The sequence below is a fragment of the Nonomuraea sp. bgisy101 genome, from assembly GCF_057708945.1.
This window is the reverse complement of the sequence record NZ_JBYITD010000044.1, coordinates 47,833-69,675: the sequence shown is the minus strand read 5'-3', so window position 1 is coordinate 69,675 and position 21,843 is coordinate 47,833. Positions and strand designations below refer to the sequence as shown.

Genomic DNA, 21,843 nt, shown 5'->3' with positions numbered 1-21,843 from the left:
CCCCCCCCCCCCCCCCCCCCCCCCCCCCCCCCCCCCCCCCCCCCTCCCCCCCCCCCCTCCCCCCCCCCCCCCCCCCCCCCCCCCCCCCCCCCCCCCCCCCGCCGCGCAGGCCCCGCGCGCTTCCGGTTTCCGACGGCACCGAGCTGAGACCGGACACGTGCGTTAATCTCGGGCGCAACGTCCAAAGGGAGCGCGGGAGCCGTGACCATGGAGCATCCGAAGGAGAATCCAGAGGCCTTCCTGCGGCTGACCCGCACCGTTGACGGGCCCGCCGACGCCGTCTACGCCGCCTTCACCGACGCGGCACTGCTGCGGCGCTGGTTCGCCCCGCGCGACCACGAGGTCGCCGAGGCGGAGGCCGACGCCCGCGTGGGTGGCCGCCACCGCACCGTGGTCGAGGGACCAGACCCCGACCCGCACGTCCTGACCGGTGAGTACCGCGAGCTGGTCCCCGGCGAGCGGATCGTCATGACCTGGGCCTACGACGGGCCGGACCGGGCGGTCGACCGATCGGAGTCCCTGGTGACCGTCGAGCTCAGAGCGGCGGGACCGCGCTCCACCAAGGTGATCCTGCGCCACGAACGGCTGGACACCCCCAGGAGCAGCGAGCGGCTGCGGGCCGGCTGGGCCGAGTGCCTGGACAAGCTCGCCTCGCTCCTGGCCGCGCCCGCGCCCGTGTGCCCGCCCGACCTGTCGTCAAGGCCGTTCGACCTGGCGGTCGAGCGGACCATGGCCGCGCCGCCCGACGTCCTGTTCAGGGCCTGGACCGAGCAGTTCGACCGCTGGTTCGCGGCGCAGGGGACGGTCCTGATGCGGGCCGAGGTCAACGCCCCCTTCTTCTTCGAGACCGTCCACCGGCCGGAGGGGGCCGCCGAGGCGCGGCGCCACCCGCACTACGGCCGGTTCCTCCGGCTGGAGAGGGACAGACTCGTCCAGCTGACCTGGGTCACGGGCGCGGGCGGCACCAGAGGCGAGGAGACGGTCGTCACGGTCGAGCTGACGCCCGGTCACGGCGGGACCCTCCTCAGGCTCACGCACGCGGGATTCCCCGACGCGGACGCCCGCGACGGCCACGAACAGGCATGGCCCGAGGCGCTCGCCCACCTCGACCGGCAGACCGCCAAGGACTGACGCCCGCGCCGGCCGGTCAGCCGCGGCCCGACCAGTAGGCCTTCGCGCGGTCCCACGCGGCGCTGCCCACCGCGCGGCCGAGGGAACGGCCCTGCAGGTCGCCCGCACGGAAGTGGATGCCGCCGTACCTGCGCGACAGCCCCGCCTGGTCGGCCGCCTCGGTGAAGGTGGGCCAGCGCAGTGTCACGTCGTACGCGGGGCTCACGCCCGGCTCCACCTGCGACGAGCCCTTCGCGATCGCCGCGCCGCCGCCGAACGCGTCGCCGCCGGTGAAGCGCCGCAGCACCTCGGCGGCGGCCGCGCTGAACGTGCTGTGGCCGGAGACGTACTCGGCGAACGGCGGGGTCGGGAACGTCGGCACCTGGTAGGGCACCCACGTGGCGCCGTCGATCGTCCTGCCGCCCCAGGTGCGGATCTGCCGGCCCTGGTAGAGGAAGCGGATCGCGGTGATCGGGCGGGCCGAGTCGTGATCGCGCTTGACCTCCCATGAGGCGATTCCCGCGTCCATGACCGAGTTGGCCAGCGCGAAGAACATCTTCACGTCCGCGTCGAGGCCGTGCCGGTCGCGCGCCGACACCTGCTGGGCGAACAACGACCAGTGGCCCGGCGGGGTCTCGCTGCTCGGGCCGTCGGCCCAGTACTCGGCGATCGCCTTCTGCCTGTCGGTCAGCGCCGCCGTACCCGACACGATCTCGGCGGCCTGCGCGCGGAAGGCGGGCGTGCCGTCCTCGGCGGGGGCGGGCACGCGGTCGGCGAGATCGCGCGCTCGTCCGGAGAAGGAGGTCACCGCGCCCCAGTGCGGCGCCAGGAACGGCGGCGTGACGACCGCGCCCGCCTTGTTGCGGTAGGTGAGCGGCTGCCAGCGGCCGGGGTCGTCGACCGAGGCGAGCGGGTCGGCGACGACCATCGGCGCGTTGACGGGCGCGTAGCCGGTGGTGTCGGCGTAGCCGCCGAGCTGGTTGGAGCCGTCGGCGTGCCGGTGGTCGAGCACCGCCGTGCACGCGGCGAGCCCGGTGCGGGCGGGCAGGCTCGACGGGTCGGCAGGGTCGTGGCCGAGCTCGGCCATCAGCGCGTCGAAGCTCGCCCGCTGGGCCGGATAGAGGTCGACGGCGGCCAGGTGAGCGGCGTAGCTGATGGCCTCGGCCTTGTTCGCCTCCGTGCGCTCGGCCTCGGGCCGCCGCAGTGAGCCGCCGAGCCTGGTGCCGACGGCGACCGGGTCGTAGGCGGCCCACGCGTCATAGGCGCAGGTGTGGACGACGGCCAGCGCCCTGGCCACCATCGGCGGGCCGAGCGTGCCCGTGCGGATCGCCGACAGCAGCGCCTCGTTCCAGCGCACCACCACGGTGCGCGCCGCCGGCTCCGACTGGGCCGGTACGGCGGGCACGACGAGCGCTCCCGCGGCCGCGAAGGCGACCGTGAGCGCGCGTAAGGACGGGTTGACGGGCATGGCGGATTCTCCTCGCGTCAGCGGGCCCCCGTGTGCTGGGCAGGACGTCGAAGATCTCACGACTCGAACTGGTGAGCGGACTATCGGGGAGGTAAGAGTTCCCTGTTACCGTCGCGGACGCCAAAAAGGGGATGGAAGCCTCCATCCCCTTGCGCCGCAGGCGTGCTCAGGCGGTACGCGACCCCGTCACCAGGTAGATCACGTCGCCGGCCACCCGCACCGCGTGGTCGGCGTAACGCTCGTAGTAGCGCCCGATCAGCGTGATGTCGATCGCGGGCTCGACGCCGTGCTTCCAGTCCTTGTGCAGGATCTCCTTGAACAGGCGTCGGTGCAGGCGGTCCATCGCGTCGTCGTCGGCTTCCAGCTCCTTGGCCGCCTCAACGTCACGGGAGGCCACGCACGCGCCCGCCTTGGTGACGAGGTTCTCGGCGATCTGGCCCATCTGCAGGATCGTGGAGCGGATCTCCGGCGGGATCGCCGACTCGGGGTGACGCAGCCTGGCGACCTTGGCCACGTGCTCGGCCAGGTCGCCCATGCGCTCGAGGTCGGTGCCCATGCGGAGCGCGGTGATGACCATGCGCAGGTCGATGGCGACGGGCTGCTGGCGGGCCATCAGCTCGTAGATCGACTCCTCGACGTCGGCGAAGATCCGGTCGATCTCCTCGTCGTGGGAGATGACGCTTTCCGCGAGCGGCAGGTCGGCGTCCAGGAGCGCGGTGGTGGCGCGCGAAATGGCCGAACGGACGAGTCTGGTCATCTCGACCAGCTTGTCGGTGAGCGAATCGAGATCTTCGTGGTAAGCGTCACGCATGTCGTTACCGTACGGGCACCGCGATGAACGAACCCCGACCGAGAGATGAACTTTCCGGGAAACAGAGCGTTCAGCCCCTGGTGAGGGGTCTGTAACCAGGACAAGCCCACCTACCATCGACAGTGTAGGACTGCAGGAAAGGATGCGCATGGGTGAGATGGCCATGAGCTTCGCGGCTCTGGCCGGCTTCGTCGTCGGGGCCGTCGCCGTCCTTGTCTACCGGAACCAGATCGAGGTCCGGCACAGGGGCGAGAACGCCGACGACGCGGAGACCGGCGCGCTGCCGCAGGGCGTGGCCTCCGTGCTGGCCGTACTGCCCTCCTCCGCGGTAGTGCTGGACGCGCACGACCGCGTGCTGCGCGCCAGCTCGGCCGCGAGGGCCTTCGGTTTAGTGAAGGGTGACCGGCTGATGGCGGCCGAACTCCTCGCACTGGCCAGGCAGGTACGGCGCGACGGCGAGATCCGCGAGAGCGAGATCGACGTCGCGGGGCATAAGTTCGGCCAGGAAGTGACCAACTTCGCGGTGCGCGTGGCGCCTCTCGGCTCCCACGGCCAGGTGCTGGTGCTCGCCGAGGACCAGACCGAGCGGCGCAGGGTCGAGGCGGTCAGGCGGGACTTCGTCGCCAACGTCAGCCACGAGCTCAAGACCCCCGTCGGCGCGCTCAGCCTGCTGGCGGAGACGATCCAGGACGCCGCGGACGACCCCGAGGCGGTGACCCGCTTCGCCGGTCGCATGCAGCACGAGGCGGCCAGGCTGACCTACCTGGTGCAGGACCTCATCACGCTGTCCAGGATCCAGGGCGCCGAGCCCATCCCCACGCCAGGACAGGTGGCGATCGACGAGGCCGTCCACGACGCCATAGACCACTGCAACACCAAGGCCATCGCCAAGGACATCACGCTGGTGGCGGGCGGCACCGAGGGGCTGCGCATCTGGGGCGACGACGAGCTGCTCGTCACCGCGCTGCGCAACCTCATCTCCAACGCCATCGCCTACAGCCCCGAGCACACCAGAGTCGTCGTCAGCGCCCGCCCTGCGGGCGACTGCGTCGAGATCAGCGTCAGCGACCAGGGGATCGGCATCCCCGAGGAGTCGCTGGAGCGCATCTTCGAGAGATTCTTCAGAGTCGACGCCGCCAGGTCGCGCGCGACCGGCGGGACAGGTCTCGGCCTCGCCATCGTCAAGCACGTCGCCGTGGCCCACGCCGGGGAGGTGAGCGTGTGGAGCAAGGAAGGTTCAGGCTCCACGTTCACGATGCGCCTTCCCGCGTTCGGCGGCTCCGCCGTCCCCGTTCAACGACCTCTGGAGGCCGCCAATGGCTGAGCGTCGCGAAGCCACCGACAAACACCGCACCACCGCTCGGGTCACCAACCCGGCCAAGGAGGGATCGTGACCCGAGTGCTCGTCGTGGAGGACGAGGAGTCGTTCTCCGACGCACTTTCCTACATGCTCCGCAAGGAGGGCTTCGAAGTCTCGGTCGCGGCGACGGGGCCCGAGGCCCTCGACACCTTCGACCGCAGCGGCGCCGACCTGGTGCTGCTCGACCTCATGCTCCCCGGACTGCCCGGCACCGAGGTCTGCCGCTCGCTGCGGCAGCGCTCGAAGGTGCCCGTCATCATGCTGACCGCCAAGGACAGCGAGATCGACAAGGTGGTCGGTCTCGAACTGGGCGCCGACGACTACGTCACCAAGCCGTTCTCCTCCCGCGAGCTGGTCGCCAGGATCCGCGCGGTACTGCGGAGGCAGGGCGACACGGTGGAGGAGGTGGAGTCGGCGGTCCTCGCGGCCGGTCCCGTCCGGATGGACGTGGACAGGCACATCGTGGCCGTGCGCGGCGAGCAGGTGCAGCTTCCGCTGAAGGAGTTCGAGCTGCTCGAGGTGCTGCTCCGCAACGCGGGACGGGTGCTCACCCGCGGCCAGCTGATCGACAGGGTGTGGGGCGCCGACTACGTGGGCGACACCAAGACGCTCGACGTCCACGTGAAGCGGCTGCGGGCCAAAGTCGAGGCCGACCCGTCCAATCCCCGGTGCATCCTGACGGTCCGCGGGCTGGGCTACAAGTTCGACCCCGTGGACGACTGACGCTTCCCCCGAGACGAGAAACCCCGCCTGCCGGTACGGCAGGCGGGGTTTCGCTCGTCAGGATCGGGGTTTCGCTCGTCAGGATGGGGCTGCGAGGGCCTGAGAGGGCCTCTGGAGCCCCTGCCGTCCCGCCCAGCCCGTCCAGGGCCGTTCGGGGTGGTGCGGGAGCTCTCCGGGGATCATGTTCGTACCGCGTCCGGCGCCGGAAGTCCCGGCCCGCTGTCCGCCGTTACGCGCGGCGCCGGAGAGACTCCCTGACCGGTGTCCCGTCTTCGTGTGCGACGCCGTAGGGACTCCCCGCACCGGTGTCCGTCTTCGTGTGAGCTGCCGGAGAGATTCCCTGACCGGTGTCCCGCCTTCGCGTGTGGCGCTGAAGGGACTCCGGCGCCGCTGATCGCGGGGCTTGGCCGGCGACCTTCGCCACCCGCCCGCGAAAGCTCGCGGGGGAGCGGGGTCAGGGGACCCACGGGCCCCGGCCCTGCGGCGCCCGGCGACGGCTTCTCCGACGCCTGGGAGCCGGTCATACGACGCCCCCAGGACGGGGTCCTACGACGACTGGGGCCGGTCCTGCGTCCCCGGGCCTACAGACAGGACGACCGGGGCCGGTCCTGCGTCCCCGGGCCGTACCGACGGGGCGACCGGGGCCGGTTCTGCGTCCCCCAGGGCCAGGCCGTACGGACGGGACGCTGGGGCCGGTTCTGCGCCCGCCGGGGCGGGCCGTACCGACGGGGCGTCAGTGGCCGGACCCGGCGGGACGCCGGCGGGGCGTCAGTGGCCGGATTCGGCGGTGTGCGTCTCGGTCGGCGTCGGCGTGGGCGGGGCGGGGGTGGCGCCCGGCGCGCTCGGGTACTGGGTGAACTCCCGGCTGCGGGTGACCACGGGCACGGTGACCGACACCGAGCCCGCGTTGGCGAACTGCAGCGCGAGCTTGACGCTCTCGCCGCCGCTGAGCGGCTTGGTGAGGCCCTCGATCATCAGCTGGGGCGACGGCTTGCCCGTGTTGACGCCCTCGTTGCTCGGCAGCGCGATCGGCGCGGCCATCTTCACCGTGCCGAGGCCCTCGGCGGTGACGCCCACGAGCGAGTCGGCCTCGCCGTTGGTGTTGACGAAGTGCAGGTAGATCGGGGCGGAGCCGCCCTGGGCGAGCCTGGCGCCCGAGTCGGGGCCGAGGACGAAGGCCTGCGGGATCTTGACGCCGCGTGCGCCGTACGAACCGTCCTGGATGAGGGCCGCGGCCTCGTTCGGCGCGTACGGCTTGTTGGTGTTGGCGTCGAATCCGGCGGCACAGCCGGCCAGTACCGGTGCGGCAAGGAACGCAGCGGCGGCGATAATCCAGCGACGGCTGGTCACGGGCGGGTTCTCCTTATGGCGCGCGTGCGAGTTGGGGCAGCGCCAACCATATCCATCCGGGTTCATGGTCATATCCGCACCCCCGCAGGTCATTCGCTATGTCAGGATCTGCGATTCACAGAGTTGAACGGTTGTCAAGTGGTAATATGCGGCTTTGACCTGCAGTTATGGTGATTTCACTGTTCCGGGAGGCTGTGGACGCGTGGTACCCTGGAGTACAGCGGAAGGGGTACTTGTCACATGACTTTCCAGGTCGGCGACACTGTCGTCTACCCCCACCATGGGGCTGCTCGGATCGAAGAAATCACGACCCGGACCATCAAGGGTGTGGAAAAGACCTACCTGGTGCTCAAGGTCGACAAGGGCGACCTTACCGTCCAGGTGCCTGCGGAGAACGCGGAACTCGTCGGTGTGCGCGATGTCGTCGGCCAAGAAGGCCTTGAGCGCGTCTTCGACGTTCTGCGCATGCCTCACACCGAGGAGCCGACCAACTGGTCGAGGCGTTACAAGGCGAATCTTGAAAAGCTCGCGTCAGGTGATGTCAACAAGGTCGCCGAAGTCGTTCGGGATCTCTGGCGGCGTGATCGTGAGCGCGGCCTGTCGGCGGGCGAGAAGCGGATGCTGGCCAAGGCCCGCCAGATACTGGTGAGCGAGCTGGCCCTCGCGGAGAAGACCAACGAGGACAAGGCCGAGGCCCTGCTCGACGAGGTCCTCAACTCCTGAACACCAATCTCCCACGGGTGGGCGTCGGAGTCGACGTCCACCCGTTCGCGTCTGGCCGTGAGCTCAACCTGGCCGGCCTTCACTGGCCGGGCGAGACCGGGCTCGAGGGCCACTCCGACGGCGACGCCGCCGCGCACGCGGCCTGCGACGCCCTGCTGTCCGCCGCGGGTCTCGGTGACCTGGGCGGACTCTTCGGCACCTCCGACCCGCGCTGGTCGGGTGCCGCGGGTGTCGTGCTCCTCGAGGAGGCCGCGCGGGTCGTGCGCGCGGCCGGCTTCACGATCGGCAACGTCGCCATCCAGGTGATCGGCAACAGGCCCAAGCTGGCGCCCCGCCGTACCGAGGCGGAGAAGGTGCTGAGCGCGGCCGTCGGCGCGCCCGTGAGCGTCAGCGCGACCACCACCGACGGTCTCGGTCTGACCGGCCGCGGTGAGGGGATCGCGGCCTTCGCCACCGCTCTCGTCGTCGAGGGAGTCAACCCTCAGGGCGGGTAGCGCGTCTTTCTGGCGAGGGGTAATCCCGGCGGGTGGTGCCAAGCCCGCCGAGCCACCGAGGGTGGCGGTCTGTCACTGGCGCGGTACGGACCGCCACCTTTGGCATGCGTGATCTGCGGAAATGTCGGGTACGTCCCGTTTGGGCATGTCACCATCACGGGGGGAACTCGACATGATCGGTTCGATCATTTCCGCGATTGTCTTCGGCATCGTCATCGGGGCGATCGCCAGGCTCATCGTCCCTGGCAAGCAGCACATGTCGCTGGCCATGACCTGGATCGTCGGCGTCGTGGCGGCCCTGGTCGGCACCCTCGTCGCCTACTTCCTCGGGCTCACCAGGACCCCCGGCATCAACTGGTGGGAGCACATCCTCCAGATCCTGTTCGCCGTGGTCGGCGTCCTCATCGTCGCGCGCGCCCAGGCGACGCGCGGCACGCATTGACCTGCGACTTCGGCATCGCCGTGATTATCCGCGCACAGCCGGGTAATCGTCTCCCCGTGGGCAGTGAAAATCTCACCCCACGGGGAGGTTCTCATGACAATCGAATCCATCCTCGGTGCCATCGTCATCGGGGCCGTCATCGGCGCGATCGGTCGTCTTCTTCTTCCCGGAAGGCAGGCCATCGGCTGGATCCTGACCATCGTGGTCGGGATCGTGGCGGCACTCATCGGCACGGCTCTGGCGCAGGTCCTCGGCGTCGCGACGACCTCCGGCATCGACTGGATAGAGCTCGTGATGCAGGTGGTCCTGGCGATCGTCGGCGTCGGTATCGTCGCAGGTCTACGACGCGGAACGAGCGTCTAGACGGCGGGTGACACCGTTCCCCTTACCTCGCCGAACCCGACTCCGTCGAACGTGCGGGCGGTGAGCAGGACGGAGTCCCCGTCCGCGAGGAACGGCCCGTTCCCCGTCAGCTCCAGCAACGTCCCATTGCCCCCCACAGGGCCTGAGGCGAGAAGATCGCCGGTGCGCAGCGGCGCGCCGGCGATCGTGCTGTGCGCGAGCAGCTGCGGCCCCGTCCAGTACTGCCTCGCGTAGTCGGGCTCGGACAGCAGCTGGTCGTTGACGTTGACGCCGAGCGTGATGCGCAGGCCCGCCGGCTCGTACGCCCTGAGGTACTCCGCGGGCTCGGGCCCCGTCTCCGGCTGCTCCACCCTCGCGGCGTTCAGCGCCGCCAACGGCACCACCCACGGCGAGACCGACACCGCGAACGACTGGCCCAGGAACGGACCCAGCGCGCGCGACTCCATCGAGATCAGGTCGTAGGCCCGCCACACGTTCATCAGCACCATGCCGAACACGTGGTGCGGGAAGTCCTTCGTCCCCAGCGGGTACGGCGGAGCCGAGGGCACGCCCACCACGTAGCCAAGCTCGGCCGACAGGTCGAGGCGCTCGGCGGGCTTCAGGAAGCCGTCCCTGCGCTGGCCCGACGGGCGCACGACGCGCGAGCCGGAAACGGCGACGGCCGACGCCCTGCCGTACTGGCCGACGGGCATCATGCGCCACGTCGGCGGCAACGGGTCGCGGCCAGGCGGATGGAACATCCTGCCGAGGTTCGTCGCGTTCTCGATCGAGGTCTGGAACAGGACCAGATCCGCCACATTGAACGGCAGATGCATCCTGACCTTCGACTGCGGCAGAAGACAGGGGAGCACCCGGTCCATGTACGACACGTCGGTCAGCAGCTCCGTCAGCCGCTCGCGCACGTGGAACCAGGCCCGAGGGCCCGCCCCCATGAAGGTGTTCAGCTTGCCCGCGGCGAACCAGTACGCCTCGGGCATGACGCCCGTGGCCGTCAGCTGGTGCAGGTCGAGCACCTGGTCGCCGATGGCCACGCCGACGCGCGGAAGCTCACCCTCACGGGAGAAGACACCGTAGGGCAGGTTGTGGATGGGAAAGTCGCTTCCCTCAGGGATTGGTACCCATGCCATGATCGCCACGGCAGGCTTGTGCCCGCATTCGAGTCAGCTCGCCACCCCTTGCGGGTCAAGCTTCGGTCTTCATTCCTCGGGCGGGAGAGGGGTACTGCGCAGACGTCCTGAGGGGGCGTCGTGGTGCGGGGCCTCGTGTTCCGAGGAGGCGTCGGCAGGCGCGGCCTCCTGCGGCTCATGGGGCTCGTCCGGGCCTAAGGCGGGCTCGGTCTCGTCGGCCGCCTCGGGGCCGTGACCCGGGTCGGGGCCCTCGGCGCGGGCGGTCACGGGACGGGCGGTCGCGGGACGGGCCTTCCGAGGACGGGCGGATGAGTCGGAGACGACCCTGACGGGCTGGGTGTCGGCGTCCTTGACGCTGTCGGAGTCGCCGGGGCGCGGGTGGACCAGCACGTCGGCCGGTCGGGTCCTGGGCAGGTCGCCCCAGCGGACGGGGCGCTGGGGCTCTTCGACGGGTTCCGCCGGTTCGCCGGTGTGGACGGGGTGGGGTGCGGTCACGACGTCGGCTTCCTGGTCGCGCGCTCCGGCCGTACTCGGCGGCTCTTCGGCGGCCAGGGGCTCGGAGTGGGCGGGCCCGGAATGGGCGGGATCGGGGCTGGTGAGATCGAGATCGACAGGCTCGGCATGGGCAGGATCGGGGTCGACGGGCCGAGCCTGGGCGGTCATGAGATAGGCGGGCTCGGGGTCGACGGGCTGGGCCTGGGTGGTTGCGGGAGGGGCGGTCTCGGGATGAGCTGGCTCGGGATCGACCGGTTGGGTCTCGGCGGATGCGTGGACCTGGCGGTCCTGCTCGGCGGGGGCCGGGTCCTGCGGGACCGGCTCGGGTGAGCGGGTCTCGACGGCGGGTCCCGGATACAGGTCGAGCTCGGGGTCGGGGTCGGTCCTCGGCTTCGGCACGGCCTGCGGCTCCGCCGTACGGCCGGGCTCCGAGTGCCACCGGGTGACGCGCTCCGACACGGGGATCGACGGTGTCTCCAGGGCCGGCGTGGTCTCGCGCGCGGGCGTGGCGGGGACCGGTGGCGTTTCGGGGGCGGGCGTGGGGCCGACCACGGGGGTGGGCTCCTCAGGCTCCGGCTCGGCGGCCGCATCGGTCAGCGGAGGCGCTTCACGAGGGCCGCGGAACGGCACGATGTCGCGCTCCGCCGTACCCTCGACGGCGTCGGCCTGCTCCCTGCGGGCCTGCACCTGCTTGATCATCACCAGCCACAGCCACAGCGCCACCCCCAGCATCACCCAAGGCGCGACCGCCACGCCCACCGCGACCGCGTCGGCGGGCAGCCGGGCGGCGCCGTTCGTGGTGACCAGCACGTTCACGGTGGCCGCGGCCGCGATGAGCAGCACCAGCACGACGGCCGCCTGGGCGCGCACCAGGAACCGCCCCGCGCGCAGCAGCAACACGCTGATCAACGCCACCGCCAGCAGGGCGTCGAAGGCCGCGGGATAGAGGAAGGCGAGGTCGGCGCGGGCCCTGCCGAGCACGGCGAGGGCGCGCAGGTCGTCGAAGGAGAGCGCGCAGGCGGCGGCGGTGAGGCCCGCGACGGCGAGCCCGGCGAATGCGATGCCGATACGGCGCAGCGCGGAGGGGGGAGTCACGTCCATGGCGTTTTCGAGCCTACAGAACAATAGTGTTCATGAACGAGGACGTGAGAAAGCTGTTCGACGGCCCCAACTTCGCGACCTTGACGAGTGTCAACCCCGACGGCGGGCCGCAGTCGACCGTGGTCTGGGTGCGGACCGACGGGGACGACATCCTGGTCTCCACCGTGAAGGGCCGTCGCAAGCCGCGCAACTTCGAGCGGGAACCGCGGGCCAGCATCCTGGTGATCGACCCCGCCGACCCCTACAGGTACGCCGAGGTGCGCGGCAGCGTGACCATGGAGGACGACCCCACGGGTGCGCTGATCGAGGAGCTGTCGCTGAAGTACACGGGCAACCCGTGGGAGGAACCGCCCGGCAACGAACGGCTGATCCTCCGCATCCATCCCCGCAAGGTCATCTTCAGGCGCTGAGCACCCCACGCATTGACACGGATTGGGCGCCATGCGTGGGATCGCTTAGCCAAAGGCCCCCGCAGTCCGTACGCTTGCCTTCGTGAGCCTGCACCTATACGACACCAGCACGCGCGCCATCCGTGAATTCGTTCCGGTCGAAGCCGGCCGGGCGTCGATTTATCTGTGTGGGGCCACCGTGCAGGCGCCGCCGCACATCGGGCACATCCGCTCCGGTGTCAACTTCGACGTGCTCAGGCGCTGGATGACGCGGTCGGGCTACGACGTGACGTTCTGCCGCAACGTCACCGACATCGATGACAAGATCATCAGGGTGGCCGCGGCCGAGGGCGTGCCGTGGTTCGTCATCGCCGAGCGCAACCAGCGGGCCTTCTCCTGGGCGTACGACACGCTCGGCTGCCTGCCGCCGACCGTCGAGCCGCGCGCCACGGGACACGTGCCCGAGATGATCACGCTGATGCAGCGCCTGATCGAGCGCGGCCACGCCTACGCCTCCGGCGGGGACGTCTACTTCAACGTCCAGTCCTATGCCTCCGAGTACGGCAAGCTGTCCAACCAGAAGCTCGAGAACATGCGCGCCGCGGGCGACACCGACGACGAGTCGTGCAAGCGCGACCCGCGCGACTTCGCGCTCTGGAAGGGCGAGAAGCCCGGCGAGCCGATCTGGCCCACGCCCTGGGGGCCCGGCCGTCCCGGCTGGCACCTGGAGTGCTCGGCCATGGCCACCAAGTACCTCGGCTCCACCTTCGACATCCACGGCGGCGGGATCGACCTGATCTTCCCGCACCACGAGAACGAGATCGCCCAGTCCCAGGCGGCCGGCGACGGGTTCGCGCGCTACTGGATGCACAACGGCATGCTCAAGATCGGCGCGGAGAAGATGAGCAAGTCGCTCGGCAACTCCCTGCTGATCCCCGACCTGATGGGCCGGGTGCGCCCCGTCGAGCTGCGCTACTACCTGGCGGCGCCGCACTACCGCTCCTCCATCGACTACTCCGAGGAGGCGCTGCTCGAAGCGGCCGCCGCCTACCAGCGCATCGAGGGCTTCGTCGTCCGCGCCGCCGAGGTCATCCACGACGTCGACGCCGACGCCCCCCTGCCCCAGGCCTTCGTCGACGCGCTCGACGACGACCTCGGCACGCCCCAGGCGCTCGCCGTGGTGCACGAGGTCGTCCGTGAGGGCAACGTCGCCCTGGCCCGCGGCGACAAGGAGGCCGTCGCCCGGCTGCTGGCCGAAACCCAGACCATGCTCGACGTGCTCGGCCTCGATCCCCGCTCAGCCCAGTGGCGTACGGCGGGCTCCGACCTCACCGGGGTCGTCGACTCCCTGGTCAAGGTCGCACTGGAGCAGCGCGAGGCGGCCCGGGCCCGCAAGGACTACGCGGCGGCCGACGCGATCAGGGACGGCCTCGCCGCGGCGGGCATCACGGTCGAGGACACCCCGCATGGGGCTCGATGGGAGTTGACCCGCTAGTACCCTTGTTGGCATGGCAGCAGGTGGAAGAGCGTCAGGCAGGCCCTCCAAGAAGAAGGGCCCGTCCAAGGGCACGGGCGGCAACGTCCGTCGATCCCTGGAAGGCAAGGGCGCGACTCCGCCTGCGCACATGAGGCACTGGTACAAGGACAAGGCCCGCGGCGAACGCATCGCCCGCGAGGAGCGGGGCGGGTCGTCGTCGCGGCCCGCCGCACGGCAGAAGAAGTCCGACGACGCTCCCGAGTACATCGGCGGGCGCAACCCCGTCGTCGAGGCGCTTCAGGCGGGCGTGCCCGCCAACGCGCTCTACGTCGCCCAGCGCATCGACAACGACGACCGGGTCCGCGACGCCATCAAGATCGCCGCGGACAAGGGCATCGCGCTGCTCGAAGTCACCCGCGACAAGCTCGACCGCCTCACCGAGGGGGCCGTCCACCAGGGCGTCGCCCTCCAGATCCCCGCCTACGACTACGCCCACCCCGACGAGCTGGTCGAGCTCGCCCACGACGCCGCCGAGGTGCCGCTCATCGTCGCCCTCGACAGCGTGACCGACCCCAGGAACCTGGGCGCGATCGCCCGCTCGGCGACCGCGTTCGGCGCGCACGGGCTGCTGATCCCGTCCCGCCGCGCCGCCGGCGTGACGGGCGGGGCATGGAAGACGTCCGCCGGCACCCTCGCCAACCTGCGCGTCGCCCGCGCGGCCAACCTGACGGCGGCGCTGCGCGAGTACCGCGAGGCGGGGCTGTTCGTGGTCGGCCTGGACGGAGCGGGCACCGTCGACATCGACGAGGTGTCCCTCCTCGAGGAACCGCTCGTGGTGGTCGTCGGGTCGGAGGGCAAGGGCTTGTCCCGGCTGGTACGCGAGCAGTGCGACGTGGTCGCCCGCATCCCCATGCACGCGGCGGCGGAGTCGCTGAACGCGGGAGTGGCGGCGGGAGTGACGTTGTACGAGGTCGCTCGTCATCGGCGGCGGTAGCGTCTAGACTGTGAGGCCGCGCCGACGTAGCTCAATCGGCAGAGCATCTGTCTTGTAAACAGAAGGTCAGGGGTTCGATTCCCCTCGTCGGCTCTATGGTCAAAGGCCCTTCCGGGTGATCCGGGAGGGCCTTTTTGATCTCCGTACAGCAGCGTTGTACAGCAACCTCTCCGGCTTCTGTCGGTCTTGCCTGCGATGATCTTCCCCTCTGGCTCTGGGCTGATGGAGGTCAGCGTGGTTGATGATCAGATGGCGCGTGAGACATACCTGCACTACAGGCGGTTGCTCGATGACAGCTGGATGGGAGTGGCCATCTGCTGGACGGTGTTGGTGCCCCACGACGGGTCTCGGCTGAGTCTCACGGAGATCGGCGAACGGGTGAGTGAGACGGGGCACCACAAGGTCTACGAGACGGACACCTTCGAGCATGAGGCGGCGCTCATGCACCTGTCGGATGGCGCGCCCTGGGCGATGCTCGTCGATCCTTCTGATCGGCATGTCGCGCTTTTCGAGAACAACGGGTACTGGGGAGTTCATCCACCGGTGCTATCCCGCCTGAGCATGGGTGGGCGAGCATACAGCGCGTACTGGAACGTCAACGCCCACAATTCCGTCGGCTTTGCCGTCGATGGCGAGATGGTGCTCTCCTTCGACGCCATGTACGCCGAAGAGGCGGTGGGGCTGCCTGGTTGGGAGCGGTGGCCGCAGGTGCAGGCGGTCCTTCCCTATTTCGATTGGAGGAGGGGGGAAAGCTGGCGCGCTGCTGCTCTGACGGCTATCGAGCTCGCCACAGGAGTGAGGCTGAGCGAGGAGTGGGTTGGCGAAGCGCCGTCCTTCCTGACGGGCTGATGGAACGAGCTGGACCCTCGTACATGGGAGGAAGGTCCTGCTCCTGGGCGTCACGAGTTGGGCTGGCTGTTATCGAGGCTGGCGTTCAGCCGGTCAAGGGCCTTGCGGGTTTCCGGGCTTGGGATCTGGGTGTAACGTTCATGGTCACCGAGATCTGTGAGTGCCTGAGGATGCGCATCGCGACGCGCGGATGGACGTCGAGGGCGGCCAGGAGCGAGGCGCAGGTGTGCCGGGTGTCGTGGACGCGGATGCGAGGGACACCGGCGTTCTTGCAGTGAGCGTCGAAGGCACGGTTGAGGTTGCGCGGTTCGATGGGTGTGCCGTACTTCGTGGTGAACACGAGGTCGGAGTCCTGGGCTTGGTCACCACAACGCTGACGCCGAGGTTCATCGGACGCTCAGTGATCCGGATGGCCGCTCGTCCACGATGACGGTGGAGGTCGAGCATGACCCGGCCGCCACCAGCCAGGGCAGTGGTCTGATCTGGTCGGGCAGCACCACCAGCGCTGTCGGTCGTGGCTCCGCCGCCATGATCACCATGCCCACCGGCAAGCTGAGCGACGGGTGGAAGGTGCGCTGGCGCGCCCGGGCCACCGCCGCAGGCGTCAACGGCGCCTGGACCACCTGGCACACCCTGAGCGTGGACATCTCCAGCAACTCGCCTACTGGCACCGCGAGCCAGGCGAAGATCCCCGTAGCCTCCCGAGGCCAACTCACTACCACCGCAACGGCCAGCAAGAGGTTCCCTACCAGCACGTCACGCATGACGAATGCCTCACCAATGTGGCGAAGATGAACGACCCCACGTACTCCGGTTCTTACCATCAGACGAGCTGGTATTCGAAGAACTCCTTCAGTCTCTGCTGGGCAGGATGTGCCGGACTATCTACGAGCTACAAGAGCCCGGACAGCTGCGACGAGTTTCCTTTCGCGTCCGCGTACGAGGGCGCGGCCAGCACGAGCAATCAGTACTCGGTCGAGTTGATCGACGTGAAGGACAACTGTTCTTCGGGGTCACGCCTCGGTGTCTGGTACATGAGGAACCGGATCAGGGAAGGCTCGCCGTTCGCGGTGGACGTGATTCCGTTCGGTCAGACCCGACCGGTCAGCGGCGCGCCAGGAGTGGTCGTGACGGACCCCTTGCCAGATGAAGCCGACTACTTCAACGTTTGCACGATAGACGGCGTCGGAGAATTCGTCGGCCCCATCCAGCCGCAATAAACTCATCCGATCGAGGTCGGGGCAGGAACCCTGCCCCGACCCACCCTGTCCTTCGGACAAGGAAAGATGATGATCGACCTCTTCGCCTCCTACGCCACTACACGCGACCTACTCCCCGACCAGGGATCGATCACCTGGGTCGGCATCGCCGAGACGGAAGCCCTCGTAGAACTACTGGGAAACCCGACCAGAGAGATCTCCGGTGCCACCATGGACGACGTGTGCGCCACTGCCATGGACCTCTCCGGTGAGGAGGCAATCGTCCTCGTCTCTCAGCACGGCGGGTGGACAGTGCTCTTCGAGCCGACCCCTTTCTGTGGCTCCGATCCACGCGCCTTCCAGCAATTCTCCGCACACAGCGCTGCCCTAAATGTGAGTTGGACCGTGAATCACGACGTGTGGGTCACCACGCGTCCGGCGGTCAAATCGTCGCCAGGTTCGATCCGCTCGACCTCGCAGCTGTCCAGCCGAAGTCCGGAGCCGTATGGCTTCGAGAACTTCCCGTAACCTCCTCGCAGTTGGCGGCCGACTGGATGGCGGCATGCCTGGCACTCGGCGAGCACCTCTCGGGGATCGGGCTCGATGCGAACTGGTTGCGAGCCGGCCACCGGGGCGTCGTTGTTCGCCGGAGCCCTGTAGTCAACACCGCAGTCTCGCATCTCGACCTCGATGACGACGAACTCGCTGCTGCCCAGCAGGACCCCCGGGTCGCGGCCGTGATCGCCGAACCCACGGAGGACAAGCTTCCGCTCATCACCGAACTCATCGCGCGGATCGCGGTCTCCTCCGCGAACCTGCCCGGACACGTACTGGTCGACAGAGCGTTTCAGCTGATCACAACGGACCCTGACCACCGTGGCGACACACCCGAGATGCGCGCTCAGCTACGTGCCTGGAGCAACGACCTGGTTAGGCAGGCAAACGCGGCCTTCGAGTCATCCGAGGCGAACGGCTCGGGACACGTGCTTCCAGGCCACGAGACCGCCCACGGCCGCCTGCTGCTGCAGGGAGCGGCCGTAGAAACGCTGATAAGGGCTCTGGCAAACGACGATCCGGCGTATGTCGCTTACAAGACCGCCAGTCAAGCCCAAGCGACCCACCCGAACACGGCCAATGGCGATGCCGGGCGTCTGCGGGCCCTGCTGCTGGCGGCTCATCACATCTACGAGCAAGGGTGAGTGTGGGAGTTCGCGAGCCATATTCGAGATGATCAAGGAGTGCTCTTCGCCGTCACCGCATGTTCCTGCAGCTCAAGCTTTCGGGCCACATCTAGCAACAGCCGCTCTCCTAATGCGGGTGTCGGATGGCTGCCGCGAGGCTTCCGCTCCTCGGGCCTGGCGGCCCTGCGGTGCGGGTCCTCTTGCCACCGGACATGAGGGCGGGCGGCCGTAGCTTGTTGCTGTACAGCAGAGCCGTACAGCAACACCGCCTTACACGATCACACACCACCGGACCACATGTACCGCCTGAGCAGGGCGGAAGGCCATAGACGAGGCACTTGCCCTTCCCTACGGATCTGGTGGTCAGGTGTCGTACAAGCCGTCCCAGGGTTCGTAGAAGCCGAGGTCGTCCGGGTAGAGCTCGGCGTGCTCGGTGCCTTCGAAGGTCTCAATGACGAGACCGAAGAGCACGTCGTCGACTTCGTGGCGGAAGGGCCGGATGGCGATGTCGCCGAAGCGGAGGCCGGGGAGGGCATTGAGCCACTGCTTCAGCCGCTGCTGCGCTGCGTCGCCGGCGGCCCGGTAGTTGTCGTCGGTCCCGGTGCGCTCGATGCGGGAGTCGAGGTGGTGGCCGGCGGCGTCGAAGGTGTGCAGGACGGCGTGCCAGCGTTTGTGCGCCTGCCAGTCGTCGGTGTGCGTGTTAGCAGGTGAGCACCGACCACAACCAAGCCGCAGGACGCGACCTGGCGGCCTTCTACGCCTGCTACCGCGTCTTCACCTCTGGCCAGCTCGAAGGCGGCGCGGGCAACTGGCCATCCAATGCCTTCTGGGTCAGAATCCGCAACGGCGCACCACCGTCATAACGTCATAGCCGGGAGAGGGCCTCGCCCTCTCCCGGCTCCTCCACCATCGGAAGGTGAGCATGCAGTCGCCGACGCACCTGCGCGATCTCCTAGTCTCGACCATCTTCACCGAGGGACTCGATGACGAGATGGACCTCTGGACGCTGGGATTCAGCGCCCTCTGGGTCAAAGGAATGGATCGCGACGCCGTCGCCGAGGCCTTCTCCCTGGACCTCGTCACCAGCACGCCGAGCCACCTGAACGAATTGCTCGACAACAGTGAGGAAGGCGGGCCCACCTGGGTCGGCGAGGCCGGAGGGTGGACCTGCATCATTCCGGGGCCGACCGACGACGATTTCCTGCTGCCGTTGACGGCGGGCGGGCGGGAGGCGCTCTGCTTCAGTATGGATATGGGCGGCCATGACCATTTCAAGTATCTGAAGGACGGGGAGGTGGTTGTCGCCTTCCAGCCCACCTGGCCCGACCCCATGCACGGGAGCGATCCGCACGCGCTCGACCACCTCATGGAAGGGCTGCGCTTCCAGACCAGCGGCGACGACGTCATCGAGGATCGCGTGGACGAGGGCGAGAGCATCAGCTCCGTCCTGACGCTGATCGGCCGGATCACGGGGACGGACATCGCCGCTGACTGGCTTGAGGCGACGCACTCGCTCATCTACCCTCGCTAAGGCCTGTCTGATAATTCGGTTTGGCGGAGCCACAGCATGAGGGAAGCGATGGTGACGCCCGCGAGATAGCGGCTGGCGAGCTTGTCATAGCGGGTAGCGACGGCTCGCCACTGCTTGAGCTTGGCAAAACACCGCTCGACCAGGTTGCGGTCCTTGTAGGCGGTCGCATCGAAGGAGGGCGGGCGGCCTGCGCGGTTGCCTTTGCGCTTGCGGTTGGCGATCTGGTCCCGTCGTTGCGGGATGACCGCCCGAATGCCGCGTCGTCGCAGATACACGCGGATCTTGCGGGTGGAGTAGCCCTTGTCGCCGATGAGCCGGTCTGGCCTGGTGCGGGGACGGCCGATGCGGCGGCGCAGCCGGAAGGTGGCCATCACCGACTCGAAGGCGAATCCTCGCCGAGTGCTGGGTGCCGGATTCGGGGTTGGTCCCGAATTCGGCACCCGGGCACTGAACCTTTCCGCGTAACCCTTGATCGGCCGCGACCGATTGAGAGTTTCTTTTGTGCTCCAGCGAGTACGAATTATGCGGAACGCAGGTCGCGCCGCAACGCCAAAGGGGGCATCAATGCGCGTATCGCAGTCGCAGCTCGTCCATTGCGAGGTCCCAGAAGGACCTGTAACGGTTAGCCCCGGGCAACCCTGCTTCGAGGTACCAGGCTTCCCACTCACCTTCAGCGGTGCGGACGTGGGGATTGAGGAGAGCCACTCCGTCAGCCCAATATCCGATCAGAAGGGTGTCGGGCACATACTCCCCTCTGTAATGGATGGAGTCCTGCTCCAGTCCGTAGACGAAGTAGAGCCCGTCGGGCACGCTCCATGAGTTCTCCCGCTTGGGTGCTGACCAGCTCTCGGCGATCGAGGGATCGACGTCGCGGAGCCAGCCGACTTCGTTGACGCGTAGCAGGCAGCAGTCATCATCGCTGCCCCACCCGTTGGCGAACAGGAGAAACTGCCGGTAACTCGGCGGCAGCTCCATGCCCAGCCGCTCTTCAAACTGGCGGACCTCTGCTTCGGTAGCCGAGGGATACAGATCGCCGAGTGGACTGACCGCCGGGTGACCGGAACTTTTGGTCACCGGATGCTTTGCAGGGAAGCGTTCAGGCCATGCGTACTGGGCACTCATGGCGAAGAAGATATCCCGTTTCGAGTGGCTGCTGCATTTGACGCACAAAGCTAGGGCTGCCCCTTCCGATAACCTCCAGGTGTGGGACATACGCGAGATGATCAAAGCATGGCTCTATCGATGCTTGGCATCCCCGCAGGTCACCCAGCACAGGAGCGCCACTTTCCTAAGACCGTGACTCATTTGGGGATTGATCGTTAGATCGTTCGTGGATGCGTTCCTTTGGCGGCTTGTGCCAGATGAGTTGTGGGAGTTGTTCCAACGGGTGGTTCCGCCGGCGCCGACGCGGCCGCAAGGTGGCGGGCGGCGGCGAGTCGACGATCGGGCGATCCTGGCGGCGATCGTGTATGTGGCCACCACCGGGTGTGCGTGGCGGCAGTTGCCGCCGGTGTTCGGCGCCTCCTGGCAGACGGTGCACCGTCGCTTCGCCGAGTGGAGCGCCGCGCGGGTGTGGGCCAAGCTGTATCGGATCCTGCTGGACGAGCTCGGCGCCCGAGGAGAGCTGGACTGGTCGCGGTGCGCGATCGACTCGGTCAGCGTGCGGGCGGTCAAAGGGGGGAGCTGACAGGTCCGAATCCTGTCGATCGCGGTAAGAAAGGGTCGAAGATCCACCTCATCACCGAGCGGACCGGTCTGCCCCTGGCTGTCGCGATCAGCGCTGCCAACACCCACGACAGCCTGGGCTTGGAACCGCTGGTGCGCAGCATCCCGCCCATCCGTTCCCGCCGTGGGCCTCGACGTCGCCGGCCGGGAAAACTCCATGGTGACAAGGGCTACGACTATCCCCATCTGCGGACCTTTCTGCGCGGCCGGGGCATCATCCCGCGCATCGCCCGCCGCGGGATCGAGTCCAGCCAGCGGCTGGGCCGCCATCGCTGGGTGGTGGAGCGCACCGTTTCCTGGCTTGTCGGCTGCCGCCGCTTACACCGGCGCTACGAACGCCGAGCCGACCACTTCGCATCCTTCGTCGCCATCGCCGCAGCCCTTATTTGCTACCGCCGACTCACCAAATGAGTCACCTTCTAAAGCGGGTGTCCTTGGCTGCCGCGGGGAGATCCTGGAGCGGGCCTTCGTGTTTGTCAGGACATCCTCGGGATCTTGCTAAAAGGTGGCTCCCGTTACTCGCCGATCGACTGGGCGGAGACGTCTGCCGCCGAGGCTTCCGCCGCGCGGATCACGTGAGCGTGGACACGCAGTGTGATGGACGGGTCGGCGTGGCCGAGGCGGGTCGCGACGACGTGGACGGGCGCGCCGGCCCGGAGGAGCGTGGTCGCGTGAGGTGGACGGGCTCACCCCAGCCGGTCGTGAAGACGTAGCCGTCGTCACCTCGCCGTTCAGGGCCGACGGTCTGCATTCTGTGCTGGTTGCGGAGGACCGCGATGGTGCCGTCGTCGAGGCTGACGATGCGTTTCCTGCCGCTCTTCGTGGCTCCCCGGAGCGGCAGCAGGCCTGGCGTCCTCATCGCCGGGTGCCACAGCAGGTGCTCGGCCAGTGACTCACCCTGGTCTCCGTGCCCGTTCCGGCGAGGGTGGCC

Annotated in this window: 27 protein-coding genes and 1 tRNA gene; 18 read left to right on the top strand and 10 right to left on the bottom strand. The window is 68.6% G+C overall.

What is annotated here, in order from left to right:
- Positions 1-207: 207 nt before the first annotated feature.
- The gene (locus tag AC3EO4_RS48525; protein WP_379569729.1) at positions 208-1,131 is read left to right on the top strand and encodes an SRPBCC domain-containing protein; all 924 of its coding nucleotides are present in this window, start codon (positions 208-210) and stop codon (positions 1,129-1,131) included.
- 16 nt (positions 1,132-1,147) lie between these two features.
- On the opposite strand, the gene AC3EO4_RS48520 is transcribed toward AC3EO4_RS48525, so the two are convergent.
- Together AC3EO4_RS48520 and phoU are read right to left on the bottom strand one after the other, a co-directional pair.
- Positions 1,148-2,578 (bottom strand): vanadium-dependent haloperoxidase, encoded by a 1,431-nt coding sequence (locus AC3EO4_RS48520; RefSeq protein WP_431902816.1) that lies wholly within the window; start codon positions 2,576-2,578, stop codon positions 1,148-1,150.
- Between the two features lie 166 nt (positions 2,579-2,744).
- Positions 2,745-3,389 (bottom strand): phosphate signaling complex protein PhoU, encoded by a 645-nt coding sequence (gene phoU, locus AC3EO4_RS48515; protein WP_379569310.1) that lies wholly within the window; start codon positions 3,387-3,389, stop codon positions 2,745-2,747.
- A gap of 157 nt (positions 3,390-3,546) precedes the next feature.
- Between phoU and AC3EO4_RS48510 the strand changes: the two genes are divergently transcribed.
- Together AC3EO4_RS48510 and AC3EO4_RS48505 are read left to right on the top strand one after the other, a co-directional pair.
- Complete coding sequence (locus AC3EO4_RS48510; protein ID WP_379569727.1) at positions 3,547-4,713, top strand: sensor histidine kinase; 1,167 nt, start codon at positions 3,547-3,549, stop codon at positions 4,711-4,713.
- Positions 4,714-4,779: 66 nt separating this feature from the next.
- On the top strand, positions 4,780-5,472 hold the full coding sequence (locus AC3EO4_RS48505; RefSeq protein ID WP_379569308.1) for a response regulator: 693 nt from the start codon (positions 4,780-4,782) through the stop codon (positions 5,470-5,472).
- A gap of 768 nt (positions 5,473-6,240) precedes the next feature.
- Here the strand turns inward: AC3EO4_RS48505 and AC3EO4_RS48500 are convergent.
- Positions 6,241-6,822: a copper chaperone PCu(A)C gene (locus tag AC3EO4_RS48500; RefSeq protein ID WP_431902814.1), complete on the bottom strand. Its 582-nt coding sequence runs from the start codon at positions 6,820-6,822 to the stop codon at positions 6,241-6,243.
- Between the two features lie 240 nt (positions 6,823-7,062).
- Here AC3EO4_RS48500 and AC3EO4_RS48495 point away from each other — a divergent pair, with 240 nt between their 5' ends.
- The 4 genes from AC3EO4_RS48495 (at position 7,063) to AC3EO4_RS48480 (ending at position 8,844) form a co-directional block, all read left to right on the top strand.
- Positions 7,063-7,545 (top strand): CarD family transcriptional regulator, encoded by a 483-nt coding sequence (locus AC3EO4_RS48495; protein ID WP_181615762.1) that lies wholly within the window; start codon positions 7,063-7,065, stop codon positions 7,543-7,545.
- Between the two features lie 17 nt (positions 7,546-7,562).
- A complete protein-coding gene (gene ispF / locus AC3EO4_RS48490) occupies positions 7,563-8,039 on the top strand; it encodes a 2-C-methyl-D-erythritol 2,4-cyclodiphosphate synthase (RefSeq protein WP_431902811.1) in 477 nt (158 codons plus the stop codon).
- Between the two features lie 172 nt (positions 8,040-8,211).
- A complete protein-coding gene (locus AC3EO4_RS48485; protein WP_379569303.1) occupies positions 8,212-8,481 on the top strand; it encodes a GlsB/YeaQ/YmgE family stress response membrane protein in 270 nt (89 codons plus the stop codon).
- 93 nt (positions 8,482-8,574) lie between these two features.
- Positions 8,575-8,844 carry a GlsB/YeaQ/YmgE family stress response membrane protein gene (locus AC3EO4_RS48480; protein WP_379569302.1) on the top strand — a complete coding sequence of 90 codons (270 nt, stop codon included), beginning with the start codon at positions 8,575-8,577 and terminating at the stop codon, positions 8,842-8,844.
- Here the strand turns inward: AC3EO4_RS48480 and AC3EO4_RS48475 are convergent.
- Together AC3EO4_RS48475 and AC3EO4_RS48470 are read right to left on the bottom strand one after the other, a co-directional pair.
- On the bottom strand, positions 8,841-9,971 hold the full coding sequence (locus tag AC3EO4_RS48475; protein ID WP_379569300.1) for a fumarylacetoacetate hydrolase family protein: 1,131 nt from the start codon (positions 9,969-9,971) through the stop codon (positions 8,841-8,843). The two genes, AC3EO4_RS48480 and AC3EO4_RS48475, sit on opposite strands and share 4 nt — an antisense overlap.
- A 69-nt stretch (positions 9,972-10,040) precedes the next feature.
- Positions 10,041-11,567 carry a hypothetical protein gene (locus AC3EO4_RS48470; RefSeq protein WP_431902809.1) on the bottom strand — a complete coding sequence of 509 codons (1,527 nt, stop codon included), beginning with the start codon at positions 11,565-11,567 and terminating at the stop codon, positions 10,041-10,043.
- Positions 11,568-11,599: 32 nt separating this feature from the next.
- On the opposite strand from AC3EO4_RS48470, the gene AC3EO4_RS48465 reads away from it, so the two are divergent.
- From AC3EO4_RS48465 to AC3EO4_RS48445, 5 genes are all read left to right on the top strand, one after another.
- Positions 11,600-11,977, top strand: a complete 378-nt coding sequence (locus AC3EO4_RS48465; protein ID WP_379569296.1) for a PPOX class F420-dependent oxidoreductase — start codon at positions 11,600-11,602, stop codon at positions 11,975-11,977.
- A gap of 82 nt (positions 11,978-12,059) precedes the next feature.
- Positions 12,060-13,451 carry a cysteine--tRNA ligase gene (gene cysS, locus AC3EO4_RS48460; RefSeq protein ID WP_379569294.1) on the top strand — a complete coding sequence of 464 codons (1,392 nt, stop codon included), beginning with the start codon at positions 12,060-12,062 and terminating at the stop codon, positions 13,449-13,451.
- Positions 13,452-13,464: 13 nt separating this feature from the next.
- Complete coding sequence (gene rlmB / locus AC3EO4_RS48455) at positions 13,465-14,427, top strand: 23S rRNA (guanosine(2251)-2'-O)-methyltransferase RlmB (RefSeq protein ID WP_379569292.1); 963 nt, start codon at positions 13,465-13,467, stop codon at positions 14,425-14,427.
- A 20-nt stretch (positions 14,428-14,447) separates the two neighbouring features.
- A tRNA-Thr gene (locus AC3EO4_RS48450) sits at positions 14,448-14,520 on the top strand.
- A 141-nt stretch (positions 14,521-14,661) separates the two neighbouring features.
- A complete protein-coding gene (locus AC3EO4_RS48445) occupies positions 14,662-15,276 on the top strand; it encodes a DUF6461 domain-containing protein (protein WP_379569290.1) in 615 nt (204 codons plus the stop codon).
- A gap of 85 nt (positions 15,277-15,361) precedes the next feature.
- Here AC3EO4_RS48445 and AC3EO4_RS48440 read toward each other — a convergent pair whose 3' ends face one another.
- Together AC3EO4_RS48440 and AC3EO4_RS48435 are read right to left on the bottom strand one after the other, a co-directional pair.
- Positions 15,362-15,616, bottom strand: a complete 255-nt coding sequence (locus AC3EO4_RS48440; RefSeq protein ID WP_379569288.1) for a tyrosine-type recombinase/integrase — start codon at positions 15,614-15,616, stop codon at positions 15,362-15,364.
- Between the two features lie 46 nt (positions 15,617-15,662).
- Entirely contained in the window at positions 15,663-16,040 is a 378-nt protein-coding gene (locus AC3EO4_RS48435) for a hypothetical protein (protein ID WP_379569286.1), read from the bottom strand.
- A gap of 27 nt (positions 16,041-16,067) precedes the next feature.
- On the opposite strand from AC3EO4_RS48435, the gene AC3EO4_RS48430 reads away from it, so the two are divergent.
- The 5 genes from AC3EO4_RS48430 (at position 16,068) to AC3EO4_RS48410 (ending at position 19,187) form a co-directional block, all read left to right on the top strand.
- Positions 16,068-16,496 (top strand): NucA/NucB deoxyribonuclease domain-containing protein, encoded by a 429-nt coding sequence (locus tag AC3EO4_RS48430; protein WP_379569284.1) that lies wholly within the window; start codon positions 16,068-16,070, stop codon positions 16,494-16,496.
- A 66-nt stretch (positions 16,497-16,562) separates the two neighbouring features.
- On the top strand, positions 16,563-17,003 hold the full coding sequence (locus AC3EO4_RS48425) for a hypothetical protein (RefSeq protein ID WP_431902805.1): 441 nt from the start codon (positions 16,563-16,565) through the stop codon (positions 17,001-17,003).
- Between the two features lie 11 nt (positions 17,004-17,014).
- Positions 17,015-17,674, top strand: coding sequence for a hypothetical protein (locus AC3EO4_RS48420; RefSeq protein ID WP_431902804.1), 660 nt, complete (start codon positions 17,015-17,017; stop codon positions 17,672-17,674).
- Positions 17,675-18,082: 408 nt separating this feature from the next.
- On the top strand, positions 18,083-18,367 hold the full coding sequence (locus tag AC3EO4_RS48415; RefSeq protein WP_379569280.1) for a hypothetical protein: 285 nt from the start codon (positions 18,083-18,085) through the stop codon (positions 18,365-18,367).
- 211 nt (positions 18,368-18,578) lie between these two features.
- Complete coding sequence (locus AC3EO4_RS48410; RefSeq protein WP_379569725.1) at positions 18,579-19,187, top strand: DUF6461 domain-containing protein; 609 nt, start codon at positions 18,579-18,581, stop codon at positions 19,185-19,187.
- On the opposite strand, the gene AC3EO4_RS48405 is transcribed toward AC3EO4_RS48410, so the two are convergent.
- Positions 19,184-19,558: a transposase gene (locus AC3EO4_RS48405; protein WP_379569723.1), complete on the bottom strand. Its 375-nt coding sequence runs from the start codon at positions 19,556-19,558 to the stop codon at positions 19,184-19,186. The two genes, AC3EO4_RS48410 and AC3EO4_RS48405, sit on opposite strands and share 4 nt — an antisense overlap.
- 190 nt (positions 19,559-19,748) lie before the next feature.
- Positions 19,749-20,309: an SMI1/KNR4 family protein gene (locus AC3EO4_RS48400; RefSeq protein WP_379569278.1), complete on the bottom strand. Its 561-nt coding sequence runs from the start codon at positions 20,307-20,309 to the stop codon at positions 19,749-19,751.
- A gap of 208 nt (positions 20,310-20,517) precedes the next feature.
- Here AC3EO4_RS48400 and AC3EO4_RS48395 point away from each other — a divergent pair.
- A protein-coding gene (locus AC3EO4_RS48395) for an IS5 family transposase (RefSeq protein WP_431902802.1) occupies positions 20,518-21,323 on the top strand; the annotation gives its coding sequence in 2 pieces (ribosomal slippage) (positions 20,518-20,869 and positions 20,869-21,323; 807 coding nt in all).
- 160 nt (positions 21,324-21,483) lie between these two features.
- On the opposite strand, the gene AC3EO4_RS48390 is transcribed toward AC3EO4_RS48395, so the two are convergent.
- Complete coding sequence (locus AC3EO4_RS48390; RefSeq protein ID WP_431902801.1) at positions 21,484-21,771, bottom strand: hypothetical protein; 288 nt, start codon at positions 21,769-21,771, stop codon at positions 21,484-21,486.
- Between the last annotated feature and the right edge of the window lie 72 nt (positions 21,772-21,843).